Origin of the sequence: Streptomyces sp. NPDC051740 (genome assembly GCF_044453165.1) — a bacterium.
Lineage (GTDB): Bacteria > Actinomycetota > Actinomycetes > Streptomycetales > Streptomycetaceae > Streptomyces > Streptomyces atrovirens.
Genome location: NZ_JBITCL010000020.1, coordinates 60,971 through 83,821, shown reverse-complemented (window position 1 = coordinate 83,821; position 22,851 = coordinate 60,971). Strand labels below are relative to the sequence as shown.

Here is a 22,851-nt window from a genome sequence, read left to right as displayed (position 1 = left end):
GGGTCAGGACCCCAGGACCGACGTCAGGAACTCCCCGACCCAGCCCAGCAGGTCCCGCCCGACCAGCGGCTTGCCGCCCACCTTCGCGGTCTTCGGGCGCGGGACCAGCACCTGGTGCGCGGCCGCCTTGATGACCGTGCCCGGGTACAGGCGCTTCAGGCGCAGTTCCTGGGACTCGCGCAACTCCACCGGCGCGAAGCGGATGTTGTTGCCCTGGAGCACGATCTCGCCGACGCCGCACGCGCGGGCCAGCATCCGCAGGCCCGCCACCAGCAGCAGGTTCTCCACCGGTTCCGGCAGCTTGCCGTAGCGGTCGACGAGTTCCTCGCGCACGGCCTTGACGTCGTCCTCCGAGTTCGCGGAGGCGATCGCCCGGTACGCCTGGAGGCGCAGCCGCTCGCCGGGCGCGTAGTCGTGCGGGACGTGCGCGTCGACGGGCAGCTCGATCTTCACCTCGAGCGGCGGCTCCTCCTCGATCCCGCCGGTCTCCAGCTGGCGCCGGTAGTCCGCGACCGCCTCGCCGACCATCCGCACGTACAGGTCGAAGCCGACGCCCGCGATGTGCCCGGACTGCTCGCCGCCGAGCAGGTTGCCGGCGCCGCGGATCTCCAGGTCCTTCATCGCCACGTACATGCCCGCGCCCATCTCCGTGTGCTGGGCGATGGTCGCGAGGCGCTCGTGCGCGGTCTCCGTCAGCGGCTTCTCCGGCGGGTACAGGAAGTAGGCGTAACCGCGCTCCCGTCCTCGTCCCACCCGGCCGCGCAGCTGGTGGAGCTGGCTGAGGCCGAAGTTGTCGCCGCGCTCGACGATCAGGGTGTTGGCGTTGGAGATGTCGATGCCGGACTCGACGATCGTCGTCGACACCAGCACGTCGAACTTCTTCTCCCAGAAGTCGACGACGACCTGCTCCAGCGCCGACTCCGACATCTGGCCGTGGGCGGTGGCGATGCGCGCCTCGGGCACGATCTCGCGCAGCCGGGCCGCCGCGCGGTCGATGGACTCGACCCGGTTGTGGATGTAGAAGACCTGGCCCTCGCGCAGCAGCTCGCGGCGGATCGCGGCACCGATCTGCTTCTGCTCGTACGGCCCGACGAAGGTGAGCACCGGGTGCCGTTCCTCCGGCGGGGTGGTGATCGTCGACATCTCGCGGATGCCGGTGACCGCCATCTCCAGGGTGCGCGGGATCGGCGTGGCGGACATGGTCAGCACGTCGACGTTGGCGCGCAGCTTCTTCAGCTGCTCCTTGTGCTCGACGCCGAAGCGCTGCTCCTCGTCGACGATGACCAGGCCGAGGTCCTTGAACCTGGTCTCGGAGGAGAACAGCCGGTGGGTGCCGATGACGACGTCCACCGAGCCCTCCCGCAGGCCCTCCATGGTCGCCTTCGACTCGGTGTCGGTCTGGAAGCGGGACAGCGCCCGCACGTTCACCGGGAACTGCGCGTACCGCTCGCTGAACGTCCCGAAGTGCTGCTGCACCAGCAGCGTGGTGGGGACGAGCACGGCGACCTGCTTGCCGTCCTGTACGGCCTTGAAGGCGGCCCGGACCGCGATCTCGGTCTTGCCGTAGCCGACATCGCCGCAGATCAGGCGGTCCATCGGGACCGACTTCTCCATGTCCTCCTTGACCTCGGCGATGGTGGTGAGCTGGTCGGGGGTCTCCGCGTAGGGGAAGGCGTCCTCCAGCTCGCGCTGCCAGGGCGAGTCGGCGCCGAAGGCGTGGCCGGGGGCGGCCATGCGGGCGCTGTAGAGCTTGATCAGGTCGGCGGCGATCTCCTTGACCGCCTTCTTGGCGCGCGCCTTGGTCTTGGTCCAGTCGGCGCCGCCCAGGCGGTGCAGGGTGGGGGCCTCGCCGCCGACGTACTTGGTGATCTGCTCCAGCTGGTCGGTGGGGATGTACAGCCGGTCGCCGGGCTGGCCGCGCTTGGCGGGGGCGTACTCCACGACCAGGTACTCGCGGGTGGCGCCCTGCACGGTGCGCTGCACCATCTCGATGTAGCGGCCCACGCCGTGCTGCTCGTGGACGACGTGGTCGCCCGCCTCCAGGGTGAGCGGGTCGATGGTCTTGCGGCGCCGGGCCGGCATCCGGGCGCCCTCGCGGCCGGATGCCTTCTGGCCGGTCAGGTCGGTCTCGGTGAGCACGACGAGCCCGAGCGCCGGGTCGACGAAGCCGTGGTCGATGCAGCCGCAGGCGACGTGCACGACGGACGGGGTGATCTCACCGAGGTCCGTGTCGAGACGGGCGGCGATGCCCTCGCCGCCGAGCACCTCGACGGTGCGGGCGGCCGGGCCGTGGCCCTCGGTGACGAACACCGTGCGCCAGCCGTCGGCGAGCCAGCCCTTGGTGTCGGCGAGGGCTCTGGCGGTGTCGCCGCGGTAGGTCTCGGGGGCGTGCATGCCGAGCTTGAGCGTGTCCGCGTCCCCCGCCGCGTCAGCGGCTGATGTCAACGTCTCGTCGGCGGCGAACGGCGACACCGACCACCACATCATGTCCAGCTCGCGGGCCCGGTCGCGGACGTCCGCGAGGGACCACAGGGAGGCGGCGCCGACGTCGATGGGGGCCTCGCCTCCCACCCGTCGCCCACCACCACCCTTGCCGGAGCGGACTTCGTCCGCGCTGGACATCGCGGTGGCCGCCCAGGACGCCTGCAGGAACTCCTGGCTCGTGGCGACCAGGTCGGCGGCCCGGGTCCGCACCCGCTCCGGGTCGCAGACGACGGCCATGGCGCCCTTGGGCAGCACGTCCAGCAGCAGCTCCATGTCGTCGACGAGGACGGGCGCCAGGGACTCCATGCCCTCCACCGCGATCCCCTCGGCGATCTTCCCGAGCAGCTCCCCCAGCTCCGGATGCTGCTCGGCGAGGACCCGCGCACGCTCCCGTACGTCCTCGGTGAGCAGCAGCTCGCGGCAGGGCGGGGCCCACAGGCCGTGCTCGGCGACCTCCAGGGAGCGCTGGTCGGCGACCTTGAAGTAGCGGATCTCCTCGACGTCGTCGCCCCAGAACTCCACCCGCAGGGGGTGTTCCTCGGTGGGCGGGAACACGTCGAGGATGCCGCCCCGTACGGCGAACTCGCCGCGCTTCTCGACCAGTTCCACGCGCGCGTACGCGGCGGCGGCGAGGGCTTCGACGGTCTCGTTCAGGTCGGCGCTCCGACCGGTCCGCAGGGACACCGGCTCCAGGTCGCCCAGACCCTTGACCTGCGGCTGGAGCACGGAGCGTACAGGCGCGACGACGACGGACACCGGGCCGGTCTCGGGGTCGTCGGAGCGGGGGTGGGCCAGGCGGCGCAGCACGGCGAGGCGGCGGCCGACGGTGTCGCTGCGGGGGCTGAGCCGCTCGTGCGGCAGCGTCTCCCAGGACGGGTACTCCACGACGCCCTCGGGCGGAAGCAGGGAGCGCAGGGCCGCGGCCAGGTCCTCCGCCTCGCGTCCCGTGGCCGTCACCGCCAGTACGGGGCGGCCGGTGTCGCGGGCCAGGGCGGCGACGGTGAAGGGGCGGGCCGCGGGCGGGCCGACCAGGTCGACGTGCATGCGGTTGCCGTCCGCGGCGGCCGCGATCGCTTCCGCGAGAGCGGTGTCCTTGACTACGGCGTCGAGCAGACCGTGCAGGCTCATTCGGGGCGCTTTCCGTCCGGGGGTGTGCAACACGTCGGGCCCGACGCGCGTCGCGGGCCGGGGGTCTCCAGCGTACGTCGCTGGAGACCCCCGGTGCCGGGGCTGTGGACAACGTCCGTCGACCGGTGGGGCGGTGCCGGTGCTCGGCTCCCAGGGGGCTCCCGCCCCTGGACCCCCGGCCTATGCCCACCCACCACCCGACTCGGTCGGCTGAAGAGCCGAGGTGCCTGCATGCGCACACCCGGCGCCGGAAAGTCCCCCAGGACTTTCCGGCGCCGGGTGTTTCCCCCGCAACCCCCGTATGCGGTGGCTAGTCGGTGGCGATGGCGTTCAGGACGTTCATGCGGCCGGCGCGGAAGGCCGGGACCAGGGCGGCGAACAGGCCCACGAAGGCCGAACCGATGAACACGCCGATGATCGTCGGCCACGGGATGTCGAGGACCTTCAGGCCCTCCAGGGCGAGCAGCTGCTGCGCGGTGGCGCCCCAGCCCATGCCCAGACCCAGGCCCAGCAGGGCACCGAAGAGGGCGATCACGACCGACTCCATGCGGATCATGCGGCGCAGCTGCCGGCGCGAGAGGCCGATGGCCCGCATCAGTCCGATCTCCCGGGTGCGCTCCACCACCGACAGGGCCAGGGTGTTCACCACACCGAGGACCGCGACGACGATCGCCAGGGCCAGCAGACCGTAGATCATGTTCAGCAGCTGGCCGATCTGGTCCTTCAGCGCCTCCTTGTAGTCGGTCTGGTCGCGCACCGTGTACTGCGGGTAGTCGTGCAGCGCGTCCTTCAGCGACGTGTACGCGGCATCGGTCCGCCCGTCCTTCGCCGAGGCGAAGAGCAGCGTGTCCAGCGGCATCTTCTCGGCCGGCACGTACGTGGCGAGGGTGTCGATGGACGTGTACATCGCGCCCGCGTCGACGACGCCCTCACTGCCGGTGATCGCCCGGACCGTCAGTGTGCCCGTCTCGCCGTCCTTGAACGCGATCCTGATCTCCGAGCCGAGCTTGATGCCGTGGTCCTTCGCGAAGTCCTCGTGGACGGACATCGAGTCGGGCCGGTAGGCGTCGCCGAGCTTCCCGGCGACCGTCTCGACCCGCAGGTCGGTCGCGTACGTCGGGTCGGCCGCCGTGATCGCCGTGTCCTTCAGCGTCTTGCCGTCGGGCGTGGTGAAGTCGGCCTCGGTCCACTTGTACTCGGTGACCCGGTCCACCTCGGGTGACGCCTTCACGGCCTCGACGGCCTGCGGGGTGATCAACTGGCCGTTGTCGGACTGGATGATGAAGTCCGTGCCGACGGCCTTGTCGAGCTCGTCGGTGGCGGAGGCCACCATGGAGGAGCCGACCACGGACAGGCACGCCACCAGCGCCAGACCGATCATCAGCGCGGCACCCGTCGCACCGGTACGGCGCGGGTTGCGCAGGGCGTTGCGCTCGGCCATGCGCCCCACCGGGCCGAAGGCCCGCAGCAGGATCGCGCCGAGGACCCGCACCACACCGCTCGCCAGCACCGGACCGACGACGACGAAGCCGATCAGGGACAGCACCACGCCCAGGCCCAGCCACATCGAACCGTCCGTCGCCTTGTCCGCGCTGCCCGCCAGGTACAGGGCGAAGCCGCCGGTGCCGGTGAGGACCAGGCCGATCCCGCCGCGTATCCAGCCGGCCCTGGCGTCCGCCGGGGTGCCCGCGTCGCGCAGCGCGGCCATCGGGGAGATCTTCCCGGCCCGCCGGGCGGGCAGGTAGGCGGCGAGGACCGTGACGACCACACCGAGGAGCAGTCCGATCGCGGGGGTCGTCCAGGCCACCGTGAGGTCGTCCGTGGACAGTTCCATGCCCATCATGCCCATGAGCTTCATCAGCCCGACCGCGAGTCCGACGCCCGCGCCGACCCCGAGGACCGAGCCGAAGGCGCCGAGCAGCAGCGCCTCGACCAGCACCGAACGGTTGACCTGCTTGCGGGACGAGCCGATCGCCCGCATCAGGCCGATCTCCCGGGTGCGCTGGGCGACCAGCATGGAGAAGGTGTTGATGATCAGGAAGATGCCGACGAGGAAGGCGATCCCGGCGAAGCCGAGCATCGCGTACTTCATGACGTTCATGAAGTCCCCGACGCTCTCCTGGTTGGCCTCCGCGGTCTCCTCGGCGGTCTGCACCTTGTAGGCGCCGCCGAGTTCGGCCGCGACGTTCTTCTTCAGCTGCGCGTCGCCGACGCCGGACGCGGCGGTCACGTTGACGTTGGTGTAGACGCCGCTCTCGCCGACCAGGGCCTGCTGCGCGGTCCTGGTGTCCAGGTAGAAGATCGCCGCACCGGGGTTGGTGACCGTGAAGTCGGCGATGCCGGAGACCTTCGCGGTGAGCGTGCCGACCACGCTGATCACGCCGATCTCGTCGCCGAGCTTCAGGTCGTGCTTGTCGGCGGTGTCGGCGTCGACCATGATCTGGTCCGCGCCCTTGGGCGCCGCACCCTCGGTGATCTCCATGGTGCGGGCGTCGTTGCCGTTCCAGCTGCCGACGATGGTCGGGCCGCCGCTGGTCGGCGAGAGGCTGTCCTTGTCGCCGTCGACGACGGTCACCGAGGTGGAGAACACCGTGCCCTCGGCCGACTTCACGCCGTCCGCGCCCTTGACCTCGTCGAGCACGGAGGCCGGTATCACCGGCGGCCTGCCGTTGTCGGAGGTGGTCTCACCGCTGTCGGAGGCGCCCTTGGCGCTCACCGTGACGTCCGAGGAGGTGGCCGCGAACAGCTTGTCGAACGTCGTGTTCATGGTGTCCGTGAACACCAGCGTGCCGCACACGAACGCCACGGACAGCAGCACCGCCACCGCGGACAGCGCCATCCGCCCCTTGTGCGCGAAGAAGTTGCGCAGGGAGGTCTTCAGGACGGTCATGACGTACGCCCCCGGGCGTCGAAGTCCTTCATGCGGTCCAGGACCTGATCGGCCGTCGGCTGGTGCATCTCGTCGACGATGCGGCCGTCGGCGAGGTACAGCACCCGGTCCGCGTAGGAGGCGGCCACGGGGTCGTGGGTGACCATCACGATGGTCTGGCCCAACTCGTCCACCGAGCGGCGCAGGAAGCCGAGCACCTCGGCGCCGGCCCGGGAGTCGAGGTTCCCGGTCGGCTCGTCACCGAAGATGATCTCCGGCCGGGCCGCCAGCGCCCGCGCCACCGCGACCCGCTGCTGCTGGCCGCCGGAGAGCTGCGTCGGCCGGTGCTTGAGCCGCTCCGCGAGCCCGACGGTCTCCACCACCTGGTCCAGCCACCCCTGATCGGGCTTGCGGCCGGCGATGTCCATGGGCAGCGTGATGTTCTCGATCGCGTTCAGCGTCGGCAGCAGGTTGAACGCCTGGAAGATGAAGCCGATCCGGTCCCTGCGCAGCCGCGTGAGCTTCTTGTCCTTCAGGCCGGTGATCTCGGTCTCGTCCAGGTAGATCTGCCCGGACGTCACCGTGTCGAGCCCGGCGAGGCAGTGCATCAGCGTGGACTTGCCGGACCCCGAGGGGCCCATGATCGCGGTGAACCGGCCGCGGGCGATGTCCACGTCGACGTGGTCGAGGGCGACGACACGGGTCTCCCCGGACCCGTACGCCTTCACGACCTGCCGCGCCCGCGCGGCAACGGCCGTACTCCCTCCCGCCGCCCGGCCGCCACCCCTCATCGAGGCGCTTCGCGCCGCACCTTCCGAATCGCCCCCGTGCCCGGGAATGGTCACAGCCGATGTCACGGTAAGTCTCCTATGTCGGTCAGCAGATGAAAGCGGTGTTCCGGCGCCCGCCCGTCGTGTCCGGCGGCCGCTTCGTGCGTGTTCGTGCGACGTGATTCAGTCTGGCGGCCGGCAGGGGCCCCGCGCCCTGGTGTTCAGCGCAGTCTTGTACTGAGGAAAACCCCACCCCCGCCGGTGCGGTGCGCCGCCCCCCAGCGGCGTAAAGCCAGGTTAAGGACGCCCCCCGCCCCGTCTCGTCCTCCGTCGGTACGAACCCTCCCCGACCCGTAGTACGGAGGTACCCCTAAGGGCTCTCCTCCGGCGGGTGGACACCGTCTCAGGGTCGGCTCCACCCGCAGGCCCATACAGGCTCCACCCTCCCGCCGCGTGAGGATCAAGTGCGAAGCTGTGCGGCGGCAGACAGGTGCAAGGGGCAATCAACCGTGCGGGAGGGACTCCGGGTGGACGGCACCAGACCGGTGACACGCGACAGCGGGCGACCCGCCGCGACCGGGCGGCGCGGAGCCGTCGTCGCCGCGCTGATGCTCGCGATGGCCCTGGCGGCACTCGACTCCACCATCGTGGCCACGGCCGTCCCCCAGATCGTCGGCGACCTGGGCGGCTTCTCCTACTTCTCCTGGCTCTTCTCCGGCTACCTGCTGGCCGTCACGGTCACCCTCCCCGTCTACGGCAAGCTCTCCGACACCTTCGGCCGCAAACCGGTCCTCGTCGCGGGCGCCGCGCTGTTCCTGCTGGGTTCGCTGCTGTGCGCCGCGGCCTGGAACATGGCCGCGCTCATCGCGTTCCGCGTCGTGCAGGGCCTGGGCGGCGGCGCGCTCCAGGGCACGGTGCAGACCCTCGCCGCCGACCTGTACCCGCTTCGGGAACGCCCGAGGATCCAGGCCCGCCTCTCCACCGTGTGGGCGGTCTCCGCGGTGGCCGGCCCCGGCCTCGGCGGACTGCTCGCCTCCTACGCCGACTGGCGCTGGATCTTCCTCGTCAACCTGCCCGTCGGGGCGGTGGCGTTGTGGCTGATCGTCCGTCACCTCCACGAACCACGGCGGGAGAACGGCCGCCACGCGCGCGTGGACCGGGCGGGCGCGGTCGCGATCTTCGCCTGCGGGGGCGTCCTCCTCACCGCGCTCGTGCAGGGCGGAGTCGCCTGGCCGTGGCTGTCCGCCCCGTCGCTCGCCCTGTTCGCGGCGGGAGCCGCCCTCCTGGCGGTCGTGGTCGTGGTGGAACACCGCGCGGCGGAGCCGATCATCCCCGGCTGGGTGTGGCGCCGCCGTACGATCGCCGCCGTCAACCTGGCCCTCGGCGCCCTGGGCCTGCTGATGGTGGCCCCCACGGTCTTCCTGCCCACCTACGCCCAGTCCGTCCTCGGTCTCACCCCGGTGGCCGCCGGATTCGTCCTCTCCGTATGGACGCTGACCTGGCCGGTGTCGGCAGCCCTCAGCCAGCACGTGTACCGCCGCATCGGCTTCCGCAGCACCGCGATGCTCGGCATCGGCACGGCCGCGCTCGTCCTCCTCGCGTTCCCCTTCCTGCCCTACCCCGGCCGGGCGTGGCAGCCGACCCTGCTGATGCTGCTGCTGGGCGCGGCTCTCGGCCTGTTCCAGCTGCCCCTGATCATCGGAGTGCAGTCCTCGGTGGAGTGGGAGGAACGCGGCACGGCGACCGGGTCGGTCCTCTTCTGCCGGCAGACCGGCCAGACCGTCGGCGCGGCCCTCTTCGGCGCGGTCGCCAACAGCGTCCTGGCCGCACGCCTGGGCGGCGCGAGCGACCTGGACTCCGTCACCCGCGCCCTGGACGCGGGCACCGTCCCCGAGGCGACCCGCCGGGCCGTCGCGGACGCCGTGCACGCGGTCTACCTCGGCGCGGCGTGCGCGGCGGCGCTGGCGTTCCTGGTCCTGCTGCTCCTCGCCCCACGCACGTTCCCGGTGCTCAAGGAGTGAGAATACCCCCCTCCGCACCCGCCGCGCGGAAGGCCCCGGGACCGGCTCACTCCACGGCCCGGCCCGTCAGCGCGCTGAGACCGGCACACACCTGGTCCAGCTGCGCCTGTACCTCCTCCCGCGTCCCGGCGTGCTCGCGCAGCACCCGCTCGGTCTCCCGCACGACGCCCTCCGCGCGGACGCGTGCCCCGGCGAGCAGCTCCGCCGCCCGCTCCCGCGCCTCCTCCGCGCGGCGCCGCGCCGACTCCTCCGCGTCGGCGAAGACCTGCCGCGCCTCGGTCAGCGCACGCTCGGCACGCTCCTCCGCCTCGGCGTGCCGGGCCTCCAGCGCGGCCACCCGCGCCCCCTCCTCGCGCGCCACCGCGTCCAGCCGTTCCGCCTGCTCCCCGGCCGCCTCGGCGAGCATCCCGGAGGTGCGCTCCCGCATCTCCCGCAGCACCGCCAGCGTCTGTGCGCGCCGCTCCTTCACCTCCCGCCGGGCCTCGGTCCGGATCCGGTCGGCCTCCGCGCGGGCCGCCAGCAGCACCTCCCCGGCATGCTCGTCGGCCTCGGCGCGTACGGTCCCGGCGTACGCCCGCGCGGCCTCCCGCACGCCGGCCGCGTCGTCCCCCGCCAGGTCCGTCACGTCCCGCGCGTACTGCCGCGCCGACTCCCGCACGGCCGCCGCCTCCTCCCCGGCCAGCCCGAACAGCCGCCGCGCGCTCTCCCCCAGCGAGTCGTACGTCTGCGGCGCCAGCCCCGCCACCCGCACCCGCAGCAGCTCCAGCTCCTCCTCCATCTCCCGGGCGAGGACGGTGAGCCGCGCGGCCCGCTCCCAGGCGGCGTCACGATGAGCCGAGACGCCCTCGACGTACGCGATCACCTGCAAAGGACGGTAGCCACGCCCCCGTACGACCTCGAAGCCCTGCGACGACACCGATGCGCTGCTCACCCTGGAACCCCTCTCCACCGACGGACACGAAGCCCAGCACGAAAGACCGAGCACGAAATGGGATGAATCGCGCACATCTTGGTGGATGACACGGAAGTGTTCATAACGCGACACTCCGCGAGGAGGGCACGCAAAAGCCGGGCCCGGTCGTCCTGACGACCGGGCCCGGCTCCTCACGTCACACGGGGTTCACCCGTGACGGGTCACAACAACCCGTCCCACATCTGCTCCAGCAGCACCGACCACCAGCTCTCCGGCGAACCCAGCGCCGCCGGGTCCAGCGCGGCCAACTGCGCCTGGAAGTCCACCGTCCAGCGGCCCGCCTGCTCCTGGTTCAGCCCGAACCGCAGCCGCCACATCCGGCCCAGCAGCGCCAGACAGCGCGCGAACTCCGGCAGGCCGGTGTTCACGAACTGCGGCGGCACCGGCGCACCGCCCGGCCCGGACTCCACCGGCACCGCGACGATGTTCGCCGTGCCGTACTGCACACAGATCGCCTTGCCGAAGTCGCTGCCCATCACCAGGTACGAGCCCGCGTCCGAAGCCGGCTGCACACCCCGCTCCGCCGCCAGCTCCGCCAGCGTCGGCACCGGACGGCCCGGCTGCGCCTGCGCCCAGAAGAACGGGCCCATGTCCAGCGGCAGCCCCGCCACCACCAGGGTGTGCGCCACGACCGGTGGCACACCCTGCCGGGACACCGCCGCCTGCTCGAACCGGAACACCCCCGGCCCGAACGCCCCCGCCAGCTCCTGCGCGACCGCCTCCGGCGGAACCGGCGGCACGGGCTGCACCGGCGGAATCGGCGCACGCACCGGCGCGGGACGCGCCGGACCGTCCGCCACCTGATGCAACTCACCCTGGTGGGCCAGCAGTTGCCCCATGCCCTGCTGCCGGCTCGCGTGATCGGTGCCGTACGGGGCGATGGACGTGATCCGCGCCTGCGGCCACTGCTCCCGGATCATCCGCGCGCAGTACGCACCCGGCAGCTCGCACGACTCCAGCTCGGTGTGCAGCTCCAGCACCTGGCCCGGCGGCACGTTCATCGCACGCAGCTCGTGGAAGATCTGCCACTCCGGGTGCGGCGTACCCGGCGCCGAACGCCGGATCAGCTGCTGCTCGCTGCCGTCCTGCGCGCGGTAGCGCAGCACGGCCTGGTAGCCGGGGCCCACGGTCGGCAGGCCGGCGGGCGGCTGCGGATAGCCGTACGCCGGCGGCTGCCCCGGCACGGGAACACCGGGCGGCGTACCGGGGGGCATCCCGCCGGGCGGCATCGGCGGAGCACCGCCGGGCATCCCCGGGGGCGCCGGGGGCGGCGGCACACCGGGCCCCGCCACCGGCGGCGCGGCCAGCACGGTCTCCGCGTGATGCACGGGCCCGCGCCCGGCAGCACCGGGGGCACCGGGCGGCCCCGGAGGCTGCGGAGCGCCGGGAGCACCAGGGGCGGCGGGAGGACCGGGAGGCTGGGGCGCACCAGGGGTACCGGGGACACCGGGCGGGCCCGGAGGCCGGGGCACACCCGGACCGGCGAGCATCGTCGCCGCGTGGTGGGCGCCACCGGGCGGCGGAGGCGGGGCCGGCGTCCCCGGCGGCGGGGTCGGACCACCCGGCGCCTCCGGCCCGTCGGGGCCGAGCGACGACACCATCTGCGTCGGCACGTACCCGCCCGCCGGAGCGGACGGCGGCGCGGGCGTACCGCCCGGACGCGCACCCGGAGTCCCCGGAGCACCCGGCGGAGGCGGGGTCGTCGCACCCGGGCCGCGCCGCGGAGGCGGAGCCGCCTTGCTGGTCGCGGCGTCCGCGATGTCCCCGGCGTTCGGCGCGAGCGGACGCTCCGGCGCACCCGCACCGGCCGGCGGAGGCGTGGGCGCACCGGCCGGCGGAGGCGTGGGCGCACCGCCGGGCCCCTGCGGACGACCGTACGGCGCACCGCCCTGCGCGGGCGGCGGCGTACCCGGCGCCCCCTGCGGCACAGCGGGATCCCGGAGCGCCGGCGCGACGGCCGTCGGCGGAAGCCCGCTGCCGCCCGACATCAGCGCCGTCATCGCCTCCGGCGGAGTCGCGGGCGGCGGAGCGCCGTCACCGGACTCGCCCAGCTGCGGCGCGAACACGGTCTCCGGCAGCGGAACGGAACGGTCCTCACCGGCGTCGGCGTTGGTGTCCGTACCGGCCCACGGAGTCGCCCCGACCGGCGCACCGGCCCCCGCGCTCCCCCCGGCGGCGGGCCACGCGGCACCGCTCCCCGCGCCGGCAGCCGCACCCGGCGCGGAAGCCCCCGCGCCGGAACCCGCCCCCGAAGGACCGGCAGCCGCGCCCGCCGGCCCCGGAGCGGGACCCGCGGACGAGGCCGGAGCCGCACCACCGGCACCCGAAGCCCAACTCGCATCCGGAGCCGCGGACGGCCCCGAAGCGGAAACCGCATCCGAAGCAGGAACCGCATCAGAAGTGGGACCCGCATCCGAAGCAGGAACCGCATCAGAAGTGGGACCCGCATCCGAAACAGCGGACGAACCGGAACCCGCGGTCGAACCCGATGCCGGAACCGAGCCCGATGCCGGACCCGCGGACGAGTCCGAAGCCGCGTACGAGTCCGAAGCCGGCCCCGCGGACGACCCCGCCCCCTCCCCCCGCCGATCCGGAATCCCCAGCCGGTCCGCCGCCTCCTGCAACCACTCCGGCGGACTCAGCAAGAACGACGTCTGATTCAGATCCACCCGCGCCGCAGGCGCCGGCACCGGCTCGGGCACCGAGTCGTCACGGCCGTACTCCTCCTCGTACCGGCGGATCACCTCACCCACCGGCAGCGCCGGCCACAGCGTCGCCTCACCACTGTCACGGGCGATCACCAGCCGCTGCGCACCCCCGTCCGAGCGGGGCCCGTCCGCACGGTCCTCCGCCCACACCACGAACCCGAGGTCGAACTCCCGCACCCGCACCTCACGATGCTGGTACGACGGCACATCCCCGTTGACCCACTCCTCCGCACGCTCCTGCGCCTGCGCGAACGTCACCATCGCCGAAGCTCACTCCCCCGCGGAAGAAACCGGGACGGCACGCGCGAACCCACCGTCCACCATCAGATTCGCCACCGTGTCCAGCTCCGGCGGAGACCCCGCCAGCCGGGACAGGAACACATCGAAGTCGTCCCCGCACGACAACAGCAGCCGCTCCACCCGCTCGGCCGGCGACCACGACGGATCCACGTCCCGCGCGTCGTCGTACGCGCAGAACCACACCGAACCCTGCCGCTCGCCCCGCACCTTCACGGCCAGCAGACCACCCTGCACGAAACCGACGCACAGATAGTCCTTGGTCAGATGGTCCCGCAGACACTTGTTGACGTACACGAGGTCATTGACCGCCGCCTCGTCCCGCACCGTGAAGAACGGCTGGTCCACCAGCAGCCCCAGCCCCGCGTCCAGCGCCGTACCCACCGGCGCACAACCACCCGCCGCCTTCAGGAACGACCGGTACGCACCCGGCAGCCGGTACCCGAGCTCCTCCTCGACCCCCAGCACCTGCGACTCCGTCACCGCCACACCCGACTTCGGCAGCCCGAAATGCGCCGGACGCGTCTCCTGCAACGGCCGCGTACCCCGCTTGCCGTGGTCCACCGCCGACGTCACCACACCACCGTGATGCCGCAGCAACGCCTTCACCTCGACCGGCACCAACTCCAGCCGACGCGACCCCACCACGTGATGCCACGTCCAGCCGTGCGGCGTCGCCACCGCCGGCACCGTGTCCCACAACTCATGACCGCTCGCCGCCAGCGCCGCGTTCGCCGACACGTAATCCGTCAGCCGCAACTCGTCCACGCCGAAACCCTCCGGCGGCTCGGCCACCTCCGCGGCCGCACGCGCGTAGGGCGAGAAGTCGGGATACCCCCGCTCGTCCACCCGCACCCCTCTCGGGTGACGGGCCGCCCGCACCGGATCCGGGAAGTGCACGACCTGCCCCGCATAGGCCGCGTTCGGCGGCGCGGCTTCGCCCCCGGCCTGGCGGCCGGGAGGTGCCCCCAGCCCGAGCCGACCTGTCGTCATGGCGGTTGCCCCCTGCGGCACTCTGTACGTCCCGCACCGCCCACCTTCGGACCACTACGGAACGTATTCGACTCTCACGTCTGTCTCGACTGCTTACCGCCACGACCCCCACGGCGCCCGCACACACCACCGCGCGGATCACCGCATGGATCGCGGTGCCGACAGCCTATGCGGTACGACTCCACCGGTCACCGGCACCGGCCCTCCGCCCTTCCGCTTCCGTGACCAGCCGTCACCCTCCCGTGACAGCCCGCCCAAACCCGGGCGTGTCACCCCGACCCAGCTTCCACATCAGCCACGCCATTTGGCACCCTGTGACCTCCGGGGGGATGCTCGGGAGGGGATGATGATCATGAACGTGACGCAGACGGGGCCGCACAACGGCCCATCCGGCGACCCCCGCATCGGCTGGAGCGCCACCGACACCCCCCACACCCCCACCCTCCACCACCGCCGCGACGGCATCCTCCCCACCATCGCCGCCGCCCTCTCCGTCCGCGGCGCCACCCTCACCTGCACCGCCGCACGCGGCGACACACCCCCCGCCCTGCACCCCCTCGTCCAGGACTTCCTCGACACCCTCACCAGCGACCAACGCGACCGCTTCACCGGCCGCTGCGCCGAGACCATCCTCATCTCCCGGCACCTCACCACCGCCGACGCCGCCCGCAGCAAACGCGCCGCACGCAAACCCATGACCAACGGCGAAGCCCGCAGATCCCTCAAACACGCCAAACTCACCACCCGCCGCATCCGCGAGGACGGCGACCCCCTGCACGGCGCCTACGCCACCCCCTGCCGCGCCTGCACCGCCCTCACCGCCCACTTCGGCGTCCGCCTGGTCGACCCCGCCACCAACGGCTGACCCCAGCCCCCGCCCCCCACGACCCCGACGGACAAAAGGCAGATGCACACCGACCGCACCTCCACCACCCGCTTCGCCGTACCCGTCGACGCCGCACTGCGCACCGCCGGCTGGCAACCCGGACGCTGGAACATCAAACAAGCGGAGATCTGGGCCGACACCCTCCGCGACCACACCTCACCCGCCGGGCACCGCCACACCGTCTTCCCCGCCGCCGTCGAAGCCTGGGCCGAATTCGGCGGACTCCACATCAACCCCACAGGACCCGGCCGCCAAGTCGCCCCCGCGACCCTCCACCTCGACCCCCTCCACGGCCTCCACCTCGCCCGCACCCTCGGCGACCTCGGCCGCGCCCTCGACACCGAGGTCTGCCCCCTCGGCACCGAAACCGACACCCGGGCACTCCTCGCCATCGACACCCAAGGCCGCGCCTACGCCCTCGACCACACCGGCGACTGGTACCTCGGCCCCGACATCGACCACGCCCTCGCCACCCTCGTCTCCGGCATCCAGCCCACACGCCTCACCGCCGGCTGAACCCGGAAGACGACCGGACGAGGACCGGACGACGGCCGAACGACAACCGGACGACGACCGGACTACGACGCCGGAATCACCGCCGACACCCGAAAACCCCCCGCATCCGTCGGCCCCGACACGAACACCCCACCCAACGCCGACACCCGCTCCTTCATCCCCACCAGACCGTTCCCCCCCGACGGCAACCCCGCCGACGCCCCCGCCCCCGCATCCGGCGGCGGCTCGTTCTCCACCTGCATCGCGATCTCCGACACCCGGTACGCCAGACGCACATACGCCTTCGCACCCGCCGCATGCTTGTGCACGTTCGTCAACGCCTCCTGCACCACCCGGTACGCCGTCGACTCCACCTCCCGCGCACACGACCGCGACTCCCCCTCCACCGACAGATCGACCACCATCCCCGCAGCCGCCGACTGCCCCACCAACTCCTCGATCTCCGACAGACACGGCCCCTCCCCCTCCTCCACCGCACGGGACGCGGCAGCCGCCGCGGCCACCCCCACCGCCGCCAACGGCACCGACGCCCGCTCCCGCCGCCGCTCCCCGCCCCCACCCGAGCGCAGCACCCCGAGCATCTCCCGCAACTCCGTCAACGCCTGCCGCCCCATGTCCCCCACCAGAGCGGCGTTCCTCACGGCCTTCTCCGGATCCTTCCGCGCCACCGCCTGCAACGCCGCCGCATGCACCACCATCAGACTCACCCGGTGCGCCACCACGTCATGCATCTCACGCGCGATCCGCGTCCGCTCCTCGCCCCGCGCCCACTCCGCCCGCTCCTCGGCCCGCTCCGCGAGCAACTGGAGCTCCCGCTCCAGACTGTCCGCCCGCTCCCGCAGACTCTCCATCAACCGCCGCCGCGCCCCCACGTACAGCCCCAGCAACAACGGCGGCGCCGTCACCCCGATCGCCATCGTGATCGACGCGAACGGCACGATCCAGTCCCCGACGTCCAGCTCCCCCCGCGCCAGGTTCTGCCGCATCCGCACGAACATCACGATGAGCACACCCACCGACTGCATCCCGGCCAGCGACGCGATGATCCGCCGCGGCACCTCGGACGCGGCCAGCGAGTACAGACCGACGACGCCCATCAGGAAACCCATCGCGGCCGGCGTCACCGCGATCGCCACCAGCACCACCGCGATCGGCCACCGCCTCCGCACCAACAGCACGGAACCGGCCAGCACACCGAACACGACCCCCACGGCCGCCGGAACCCCCGCCTCCCGCGCGAACGGCACCCCCTCCAGCCCGCACTCCAGCGCGGACACCACCGCGAGACCCACATCCAGCACGGCACTACGCCGCCTGTCCCACCACCATGGCCCTCCCCGGGCCGCCACCAGCTCTTCCCCCGTCGCGGTCATGCGTCCAGCCTACGGGCGGGAAGCTCCGCTTTTCCGGCGAGTTTCCACGTCCGGACCACACCACACGGGGTGACCGTTCGGACGCGGTACGGCCCGAAATCCCTCGAACTGCTGAATCGGACACCGTTCGAGGGGGGAACCGACCATTCCGCCCGGACGGTATGCGTGTGACACATGCACCCGGCACATACGACGACTTCGAGAGGTTGCGGGAACAGGCGGTCGCCCTGCGACGGGCGGGCCACAGCCTCCGCCAGATCCGCGACGAGCTGAAGATCTACAACAACGACATCCTCAACCAACTGGTGAAGGGGGAGCCCCCGCCGGCCTGGACGAAACGCCCGCGAGCGAAGGACGACCTACGGGAGAAGGCGAGGGAGCTCCGACTCCAGGGCTGGACGTACGACCGGATCCAGGTCGAGCTGGGCTGCTCGAAGAGCTCGATCTCGCTGTGGGTACGGGATCTGCCGAAGCCGGAGCGACGCGACCCGACAGAGCAGGCGAAGCTGGCGGCCCGAAAGCGCTGGGAGCACGAGTTGGCCATCCGGGACGAGGAACGACAGCGGACCAAGAGCAAGGCGGCGCAGGAGATCGGCGAGATGTCGGACCGGGACCTGTTCATGACCGGCGTCGCCCTCTACTGGGCCGAAGGCACGAAGGACAAGCCCTACGCCCGACGGGAGAATGTCATCTTCGTCAACAGTGACCCGGGGGTAATCCAGCTCTACTTGGCCTGGCTGCGCCTTCTTGGCGTTGAACGCGAGCGCCTGCAGTACCGCGTGATGATCCACATGACGGCGGACGTAGAGGGAGCCAAGCGCTACTGGGCCAACCTGGTTGATGTCGACGTCTCCACGTTCCAGAAAACGACGATCAAGAAGCACAACCCCAAAACCGTTCGCAAGAACGTTGGTGAGAGCTACCGAGGATGCCTCGTAATCCGCGTGTCCCGAGGGGCTGAGCTGTACCGCCAGATCGAAGGATGGTGGAGAGGGATGGTGGCCCAAGCTCCAGCACGTCTCGGGTAAGGTCTGACGCAGCCATCCGCCATGGGGTAACTGGTAGCCCGCGGGCCTTTGAAGCCCTGTAGTGCTGGTTCGAATCCAGCTGGCGGAGCTGCTCGGTTCGGGCCCTGACTGCACAGTCAGGGCCCGCTCTCATGTCCCCCACAAACACCCCCGGTATCCTGCGGATGTCACCCCCTCCCCCATCACAGCCGAAGGGCATCCCGTGAGCACCAGTCGCCCGGCAGCCGTCGTCGTTCTCGCAGCGGGTGAGGGCACCCGTATGAAGTCGGCCACACCGAAGGTCCTGCACGACATCTGTGGTCGTTCCCTGGTGGGTCATGTGCTCGCCGCGGCCGGTGAGCTCCAGCCGGAGCATCTGGTCGTCGTCGTGGGTCACGCCCGTGAGGAGGTGACCGCGCATCTCGCCGAGGTCGCCCCTCAGGTGCGTACCGCCGTGCAGGCGGAGCAGAACGGTACGGGTCATGCCGTGCGGATGGGGCTGGAGGAGCTGGGTGGTTCCGTGGACGGGACCGTGGTCGTCGTGTGTGGTGACACCCCGTTGCTGACCGGTGGGACGCTGCGGCGGTTGTCGGCCGCGCACACCGCCGACGGCAACGCGGTGACGGTGCTGACGGCCGAGGTGCCGGACGCGACCGGTTACGGGCGGATCGTGCGGGACGACAGTGGTGCGGTCACGGCGATCGTGGAGCACAAGGACGCGTCGGAGGCGCAGCGGGCGGTCCGGGAGATCAACTCGGGTGTGTTCGCGTTCGACGGGGCGTTGCTGGCGGACGCGTTGAAGAGGGTGCGGACGGACAACAGTCAGGGTGAGGAGTATCTGACGGACGTGCTCGGGATCCTGCGTGAGGCGGGGCACCGGGTGGGTGCGTCGGTGGCGGGGGATCACCGGGAGATCGCGGGGATCAACAACCGGGTGCAGCTTTCGGAGGCGCGGCGGATCCTCAACGACCGTCTGCTGACGGCCGCCATGCTGTCGGGTGTCACGGTGGTCGATCCGGCGACGACGTGGGTCGATGTGGCGGTGACGTTCGAGCAGGACGTGGTGGTTCACCCGGGGACGCAGTTGCACGGGGTGACGCATCTCGCCGAGGGGTGTGAGGTGGGGCCGAACTCGCGGTTGACGGACACCCGTGTGGGTGCGGGGGCGCGGGTGGACAACACGGTGGCGGTGGGTTCGGAGGTGGGTCCCGAGGCGAGTGTGGGTCCGTACGCGTATCTGCGTCCGGGGTCGCGGCTGGCGCGCGGGGCGAAGATCGGTACGTACGTGGAGACGAAGAACGCGTCGATCGGTGAGGGGTCGAAGGTTCCGCATCTGTCGTATGTGGGGGATGCGACGATCGGCGAGTTTTCGAACATCGGTGCGGCGAGTGTGTTCGTCAATTACGACGGGCAGGACAAACATCACACGACGGTCGGGTCGCACTGCAGGACGGGTTCGGACAACATGTTTGTGGCGCCTGTCACGGTCGGGGACGGCGCTTACACGGCTGCCGGGTCGGTGATCACGAAGGATGTGCCGCCGGGTTCGCTGGCCGTGGCCCGTGGCCAGCAGCGGAATATCGAGGGTTGGGTGGCTCGTAAGCGTCCGGGGAGTGCTGCCGCGAAGGCGGCGGAGGCGGCTTCGCGGGAGCCGGCCGCCGAGGACTGACCGGATTCGGCCCTCTCGAACAGGGCGTACCGTGATAAGTGCACTTCCGCACCGCCATCAGCTGCGACACCTCTGAGGAGATTGTGCTGTGACCGGGATCAAGACGACCGGCGAGAAGAAGATGATGTTCTTCTCCGGCCGCGCCCACCCCGAGCTTGCCGAGGAGGTCGCCCAACAGCTGGAGGTCGGGGTCGTCCCGACGAAGGCTTTCGACTTCGCCAACGGTGAGATCTATGTGCGGTATCAGGAGTCGGCTCGTGGTGCCGACTGTTTCCTGATCCAGAGCCACACCGCTCCGATCAACAAGTGGATCATGGAGCAGTTGATCATGATCGACGCGTTGAAGCGTGCGTCGGCCAGGTCCATCACGGTGATCGTGCCGTTCTACGGTTACGCGCGGCAGGACAAGAAGCACCGGGGTCGTGAACCGATTTCGGCGCGTCTGATCGCGGACCTGATGAAGACGGCGGGCGCGGACCGGCTGCTGGCCGTGGATCTGCACACGGACCAGATCCAGGGTTTCTTCGACGGGCCCGTCGACCATCTCTTCGCGCTGCCGCTCCTCGCGGACTACGTGGGCGCGAAGGTGGACCGTTCGAAGCTGACGGTGGTGTCTCCGGACGCGGGCCGGGTGCGGGTGGCGGACCGTTGGTGCGACCGGCTGGGTGCGCCGCTGGCGATCGTGCACAAGCGCCGGGACAAGGACGTGGCGAACCAGGTCACGGTGCACGAGGTCGTGGGTGACGTGAAGGGGCGCATCTGCGTCCTGGTGGACGACATGATCGACACGGGTGGCACGATCTGCGCCGCGGCGGACGCGTTGTTCGCGCACGGTGCGGAGGACGTGATCGTGACGGCGACGCACGGTGTGCTGTCGGGTCCGGCGGCGGACCGGCTGAAGAACTCGCGGGTGAGTGAGTTCGTGTTCACGAACACGCTGCCGACGCCGGGTGAGCTGAGCGAGTCCCTGGACAAGATCAAGGTGCTGTCGATCGCGCCGACGATCGCGCGTGCGGCGCGTGAGGTGTTCCAGGACGGTTCGGTGACGAGTCTGTTCGACGAGCAGTAGTCCCGTGCGATCCGTGCAGTAAGGGTTCTGCACAGGGTCTTCCGGTGATCGTTTTGGGTGCGGCCTCCTGGTCCGAGTAGACTGCTTGAGTTGCTCGGCGAGGGAGGCCGTTCCGCTTTTCACGAGGCGGGTTCGGCTCTCCGTTATCGACGCGCTCTTCGTAGCAGGCCGTTCGTGGCCGGGTGACCACGTCCGTTTCTGACTTCGAGGAGTGATTATGTCCGAGGTGAAGATCTCCGCCGCGACGCGCACCGAGTTCGGCAAGGGTGCCGCGCGCCGTATCCGCCGTGACAACAAGGTTCCGGGTGTGCTGTACGGGCACGGTTCGGACCCGCTGCACCTGACCCTTCCGGGCCACGAGCTGCTGCTCGCGCTGCGTACGCCGAACGTGCTGATCGCGCTGGACATCGACGGCAAGACGAACGAGCTGGCGATCCCGAAGTCGGTGCAGCGTGACCCGATCAAGGGCTTCCTGGAGCACGTCGACCTGCAGCTGGTGCAGCGCGGCGAGACCGTCACGGTGGAGATCCCGGTCCTCACCGAGGGCGAGCTGGCCGCGGGCGGCAACCTGCTGGAGCACGTGCTGAACACCCTGACGGTCGAGGCCGAGGCCACCCACATCCCCGAGTCCGTCACGGTGTCCGTCGAGGGCCTGGCGGCCGGTTCCTCCATCCTCGCCAAGGACATCACCCTCCCGAAGGGCGCCAAGCTGGCCGTCGACGAGGACGCGGTCGTCATCCAGGTGCTGGCCGCGCAGGCGGAGGAGGCCGCGGAGGGCGAGGAGGCCGCCGAGGCCGCCGCCGAGGCCTGATCCGCACCGACGCCGTTTTCGTCAGCCGCTGCTTCCCTTCGGGGGCAGCGGCTGGCGCGTATCGAGGGAGACATGCAGGTGACGACCGATGCCGGTGCCCCGTGGCTGATCGCGGGGCTGGGCAATCCGGGGCCCGAGTACGCGATGAACCGTCACAACGTGGGGTTCATGGTGGCGGATCTGCTGGCGGAGCGGATGGGGGGCCGGTTCAAGCGGGCCGGCAAGGCTCAGGCGCAGGTCGTGGAGGGCCGGATCGGTCCGCCGGGTCCGGCGAACCGGCGGGTGGTCCTGGCGAAGCCGATGTCGTACATGAACCTGTCGGGCGGGCCGGTGAACGCGCTGCGGGAGTTCTACAAGGTGCCGGTGGAGCGGGTGGTCGCGGTCCATGACGAGCTGGACATCGATTACGGGACGCTGCGGCTGAAGCTGGGGGGCGGGGACAACGGTCACAACGGGCTGAAGTCGCTGACGAAGGCGTTCGGGCGGGAGTACCACCGGGCGCGGTTCGGGATCGGGCGGCCGCCGGGGCGGATGCAGGTGGCGGACTTCGTGCTGAAGGACTTCTCGTCGGCGGAGCGCAAGGAGCTGGACTACCTCGTGGACCGGGCGGCGGACGCGGTGGAGTGTCTGGTGATCGAGGGACTGGAGCGGGCGCAGGGCACGTACAACTCGTGAGGCGCCGATGGGTACATCGGTGGACTTGTCTCCCCTCCGGAGCCTGCTGGAGTCCGCCGGAGCCCGCCCGGAGTTGACCGACCGCAAGGTCATGGCCAAGGATCTCGGCCATGTCTCCCGCTGCCCGCTCCTCCCGTGGCTCCTCCGCCCTGCGGTTCGGCCGGTTCGCGGCGATGGGCACGGTCGCCGCGCTGATCCTGATCGCGGGTGTGTGGGCGTCGTGGGGTACGGCGCAGCACGCGATGCTGACGAAGGGGCGTGAGCGCGGCACGGTGGAGGTGACGCGGTGCGGCGCGAAGACGTGTACGGGGCCGTACACGCCGCTGTCGCAGGGGTCGCAGCCGCGTGCGGAGGTCGTGCTGGAGAACTCGGTGGCCGTGGAGAAGGGGCGGACGTACACGGTGGTGCTGAAGCCGGGCGGTACGGACGCCGTGCGTGCGGGTCCCGCCGGGGTTCTCTACGCGTGGGTTCCGCTGGGCGGCGCGCTGCTGCTGACGTCGGTCGTCGTGGCGGGCGGTCTGCTGCGGACGCGGGCGGCGTGGGTGCTGGCGCTGTCGGGGACGGTGCTGCTGACGGCGGCTTTCCTTGCCGTGTAGGACGGA

The 22,851-nt window shown here is 71.3% G+C and carries 16 protein-coding genes and 1 tRNA gene; 10 read left to right on the top strand and 7 right to left on the bottom strand.

Translation table 11 applies throughout. The annotated features are described in order from the left end of the window. Positions 1-3: 3 nt before the first annotated feature. The 3 genes from mfd to ACIA6T_RS27920 all read right to left on the bottom strand — a co-directional run bounded on the left by mfd (position 4) and on the right by ACIA6T_RS27920 (position 7,338). Positions 4-3,612 (bottom strand): transcription-repair coupling factor, encoded by a 3,609-nt coding sequence (gene mfd, locus ACIA6T_RS27930; RefSeq protein ID WP_399449238.1) that lies wholly within the window; start codon positions 3,610-3,612, stop codon positions 4-6. Positions 3,613-3,922: 310 nt separating this feature from the next. Further along, positions 3,923-6,502 carry an ABC transporter permease gene (locus ACIA6T_RS27925; RefSeq protein ID WP_399449237.1) on the bottom strand — a complete coding sequence of 860 codons (2,580 nt, stop codon included), beginning with the start codon at positions 6,500-6,502 and terminating at the stop codon, positions 3,923-3,925. Beyond that, positions 6,499-7,338 (bottom strand): ABC transporter ATP-binding protein, encoded by an 840-nt coding sequence (locus ACIA6T_RS27920; protein ID WP_399449236.1) that lies wholly within the window; start codon positions 7,336-7,338, stop codon positions 6,499-6,501. The genes ACIA6T_RS27925 and ACIA6T_RS27920 overlap by 4 nt, the downstream gene beginning before the upstream one ends. 440 nt (positions 7,339-7,778) lie before the next feature. On the opposite strand from ACIA6T_RS27920, the gene ACIA6T_RS27915 reads away from it, so the two are divergent. Further along, positions 7,779-9,272 carry an MFS transporter gene (locus ACIA6T_RS27915; RefSeq protein ID WP_399449278.1) on the top strand — a complete coding sequence of 498 codons (1,494 nt, stop codon included), beginning with the start codon at positions 7,779-7,781 and terminating at the stop codon, positions 9,270-9,272. Positions 9,273-9,318: 46 nt separating this feature from the next. Here ACIA6T_RS27915 and ACIA6T_RS27910 read toward each other — a convergent pair whose 3' ends face one another. The 3 genes from ACIA6T_RS27910 to ACIA6T_RS27900 all read right to left on the bottom strand — a co-directional run bounded on the left by ACIA6T_RS27910 (position 9,319) and on the right by ACIA6T_RS27900 (position 14,243). Continuing rightward, on the bottom strand, positions 9,319-10,203 hold the full coding sequence (locus ACIA6T_RS27910) for a cellulose-binding protein (protein WP_399449235.1): 885 nt from the start codon (positions 10,201-10,203) through the stop codon (positions 9,319-9,321). A 203-nt stretch (positions 10,204-10,406) separates the two neighbouring features. Further along, positions 10,407-13,214 (bottom strand): SUKH-4 family immunity protein, encoded by a 2,808-nt coding sequence (locus tag ACIA6T_RS27905; RefSeq protein WP_399449234.1) that lies wholly within the window; start codon positions 13,212-13,214, stop codon positions 10,407-10,409. Between the two features lie 9 nt (positions 13,215-13,223). Further along, the gene (locus ACIA6T_RS27900; RefSeq protein ID WP_399449233.1) at positions 13,224-14,243 is read right to left on the bottom strand and encodes an SMI1/KNR4 family protein; all 1,020 of its coding nucleotides are present in this window, start codon (positions 14,241-14,243) and stop codon (positions 13,224-13,226) included. 352 nt (positions 14,244-14,595) lie between these two features. Here ACIA6T_RS27900 and ACIA6T_RS27895 point away from each other — a divergent pair, with 352 nt between their 5' ends. Beyond that, complete coding sequence (locus ACIA6T_RS27895) at positions 14,596-15,108, top strand: YwqJ-related putative deaminase (RefSeq protein WP_399449232.1); 513 nt, start codon at positions 14,596-14,598, stop codon at positions 15,106-15,108. A 42-nt stretch (positions 15,109-15,150) separates the two neighbouring features. Next, positions 15,151-15,645 (top strand): SUKH-3 domain-containing protein, encoded by a 495-nt coding sequence (locus ACIA6T_RS27890; protein ID WP_399449231.1) that lies wholly within the window; start codon positions 15,151-15,153, stop codon positions 15,643-15,645. Positions 15,646-15,707: 62 nt separating this feature from the next. On the opposite strand, the gene ACIA6T_RS27885 is transcribed toward ACIA6T_RS27890, so the two are convergent. Beyond that, positions 15,708-17,018, bottom strand: a complete 1,311-nt coding sequence (locus tag ACIA6T_RS27885) for a sensor histidine kinase (protein ID WP_399449230.1) — start codon at positions 17,016-17,018, stop codon at positions 15,708-15,710. Between the two features lie 161 nt (positions 17,019-17,179). Between ACIA6T_RS27885 and ACIA6T_RS27880 the strand changes: the two genes are divergently transcribed. The 7 genes from ACIA6T_RS27880 (at position 17,180) to ACIA6T_RS27850 (ending at position 22,845) form a co-directional block, all read left to right on the top strand. Further along, a complete protein-coding gene (locus ACIA6T_RS27880; protein WP_399449229.1) occupies positions 17,180-18,046 on the top strand; it encodes a hypothetical protein in 867 nt (288 codons plus the stop codon). Between the two features lie 15 nt (positions 18,047-18,061). After that, positions 18,062-18,134, top strand: a tRNA-Gln gene (locus ACIA6T_RS27875). Positions 18,135-18,248: 114 nt separating this feature from the next. Further along, positions 18,249-19,694: a bifunctional UDP-N-acetylglucosamine diphosphorylase/glucosamine-1-phosphate N-acetyltransferase GlmU gene (glmU, locus tag ACIA6T_RS27870; RefSeq protein ID WP_399449228.1), complete on the top strand. Its 1,446-nt coding sequence runs from the start codon at positions 18,249-18,251 to the stop codon at positions 19,692-19,694. An 88-nt stretch (positions 19,695-19,782) separates the two neighbouring features. Then, positions 19,783-20,763, top strand: a complete 981-nt coding sequence (locus ACIA6T_RS27865; RefSeq protein ID WP_385050226.1) for a ribose-phosphate diphosphokinase — start codon at positions 19,783-19,785, stop codon at positions 20,761-20,763. Between the two features lie 217 nt (positions 20,764-20,980). Beyond that, entirely contained in the window at positions 20,981-21,574 is a 594-nt protein-coding gene (locus ACIA6T_RS27860) for a 50S ribosomal protein L25/general stress protein Ctc (RefSeq protein WP_399449227.1), read from the top strand. 72 nt (positions 21,575-21,646) lie between these two features. Further along, complete coding sequence (pth, locus tag ACIA6T_RS27855) at positions 21,647-22,249, top strand: aminoacyl-tRNA hydrolase (protein ID WP_399449226.1); 603 nt, start codon at positions 21,647-21,649, stop codon at positions 22,247-22,249. Positions 22,250-22,359: 110 nt separating this feature from the next. Continuing rightward, positions 22,360-22,845 carry a hypothetical protein gene (locus ACIA6T_RS27850; RefSeq protein ID WP_399449225.1) on the top strand — a complete coding sequence of 162 codons (486 nt, stop codon included), beginning with the start codon at positions 22,360-22,362 and terminating at the stop codon, positions 22,843-22,845. Positions 22,846-22,851 lie beyond the last annotated feature (6 nt).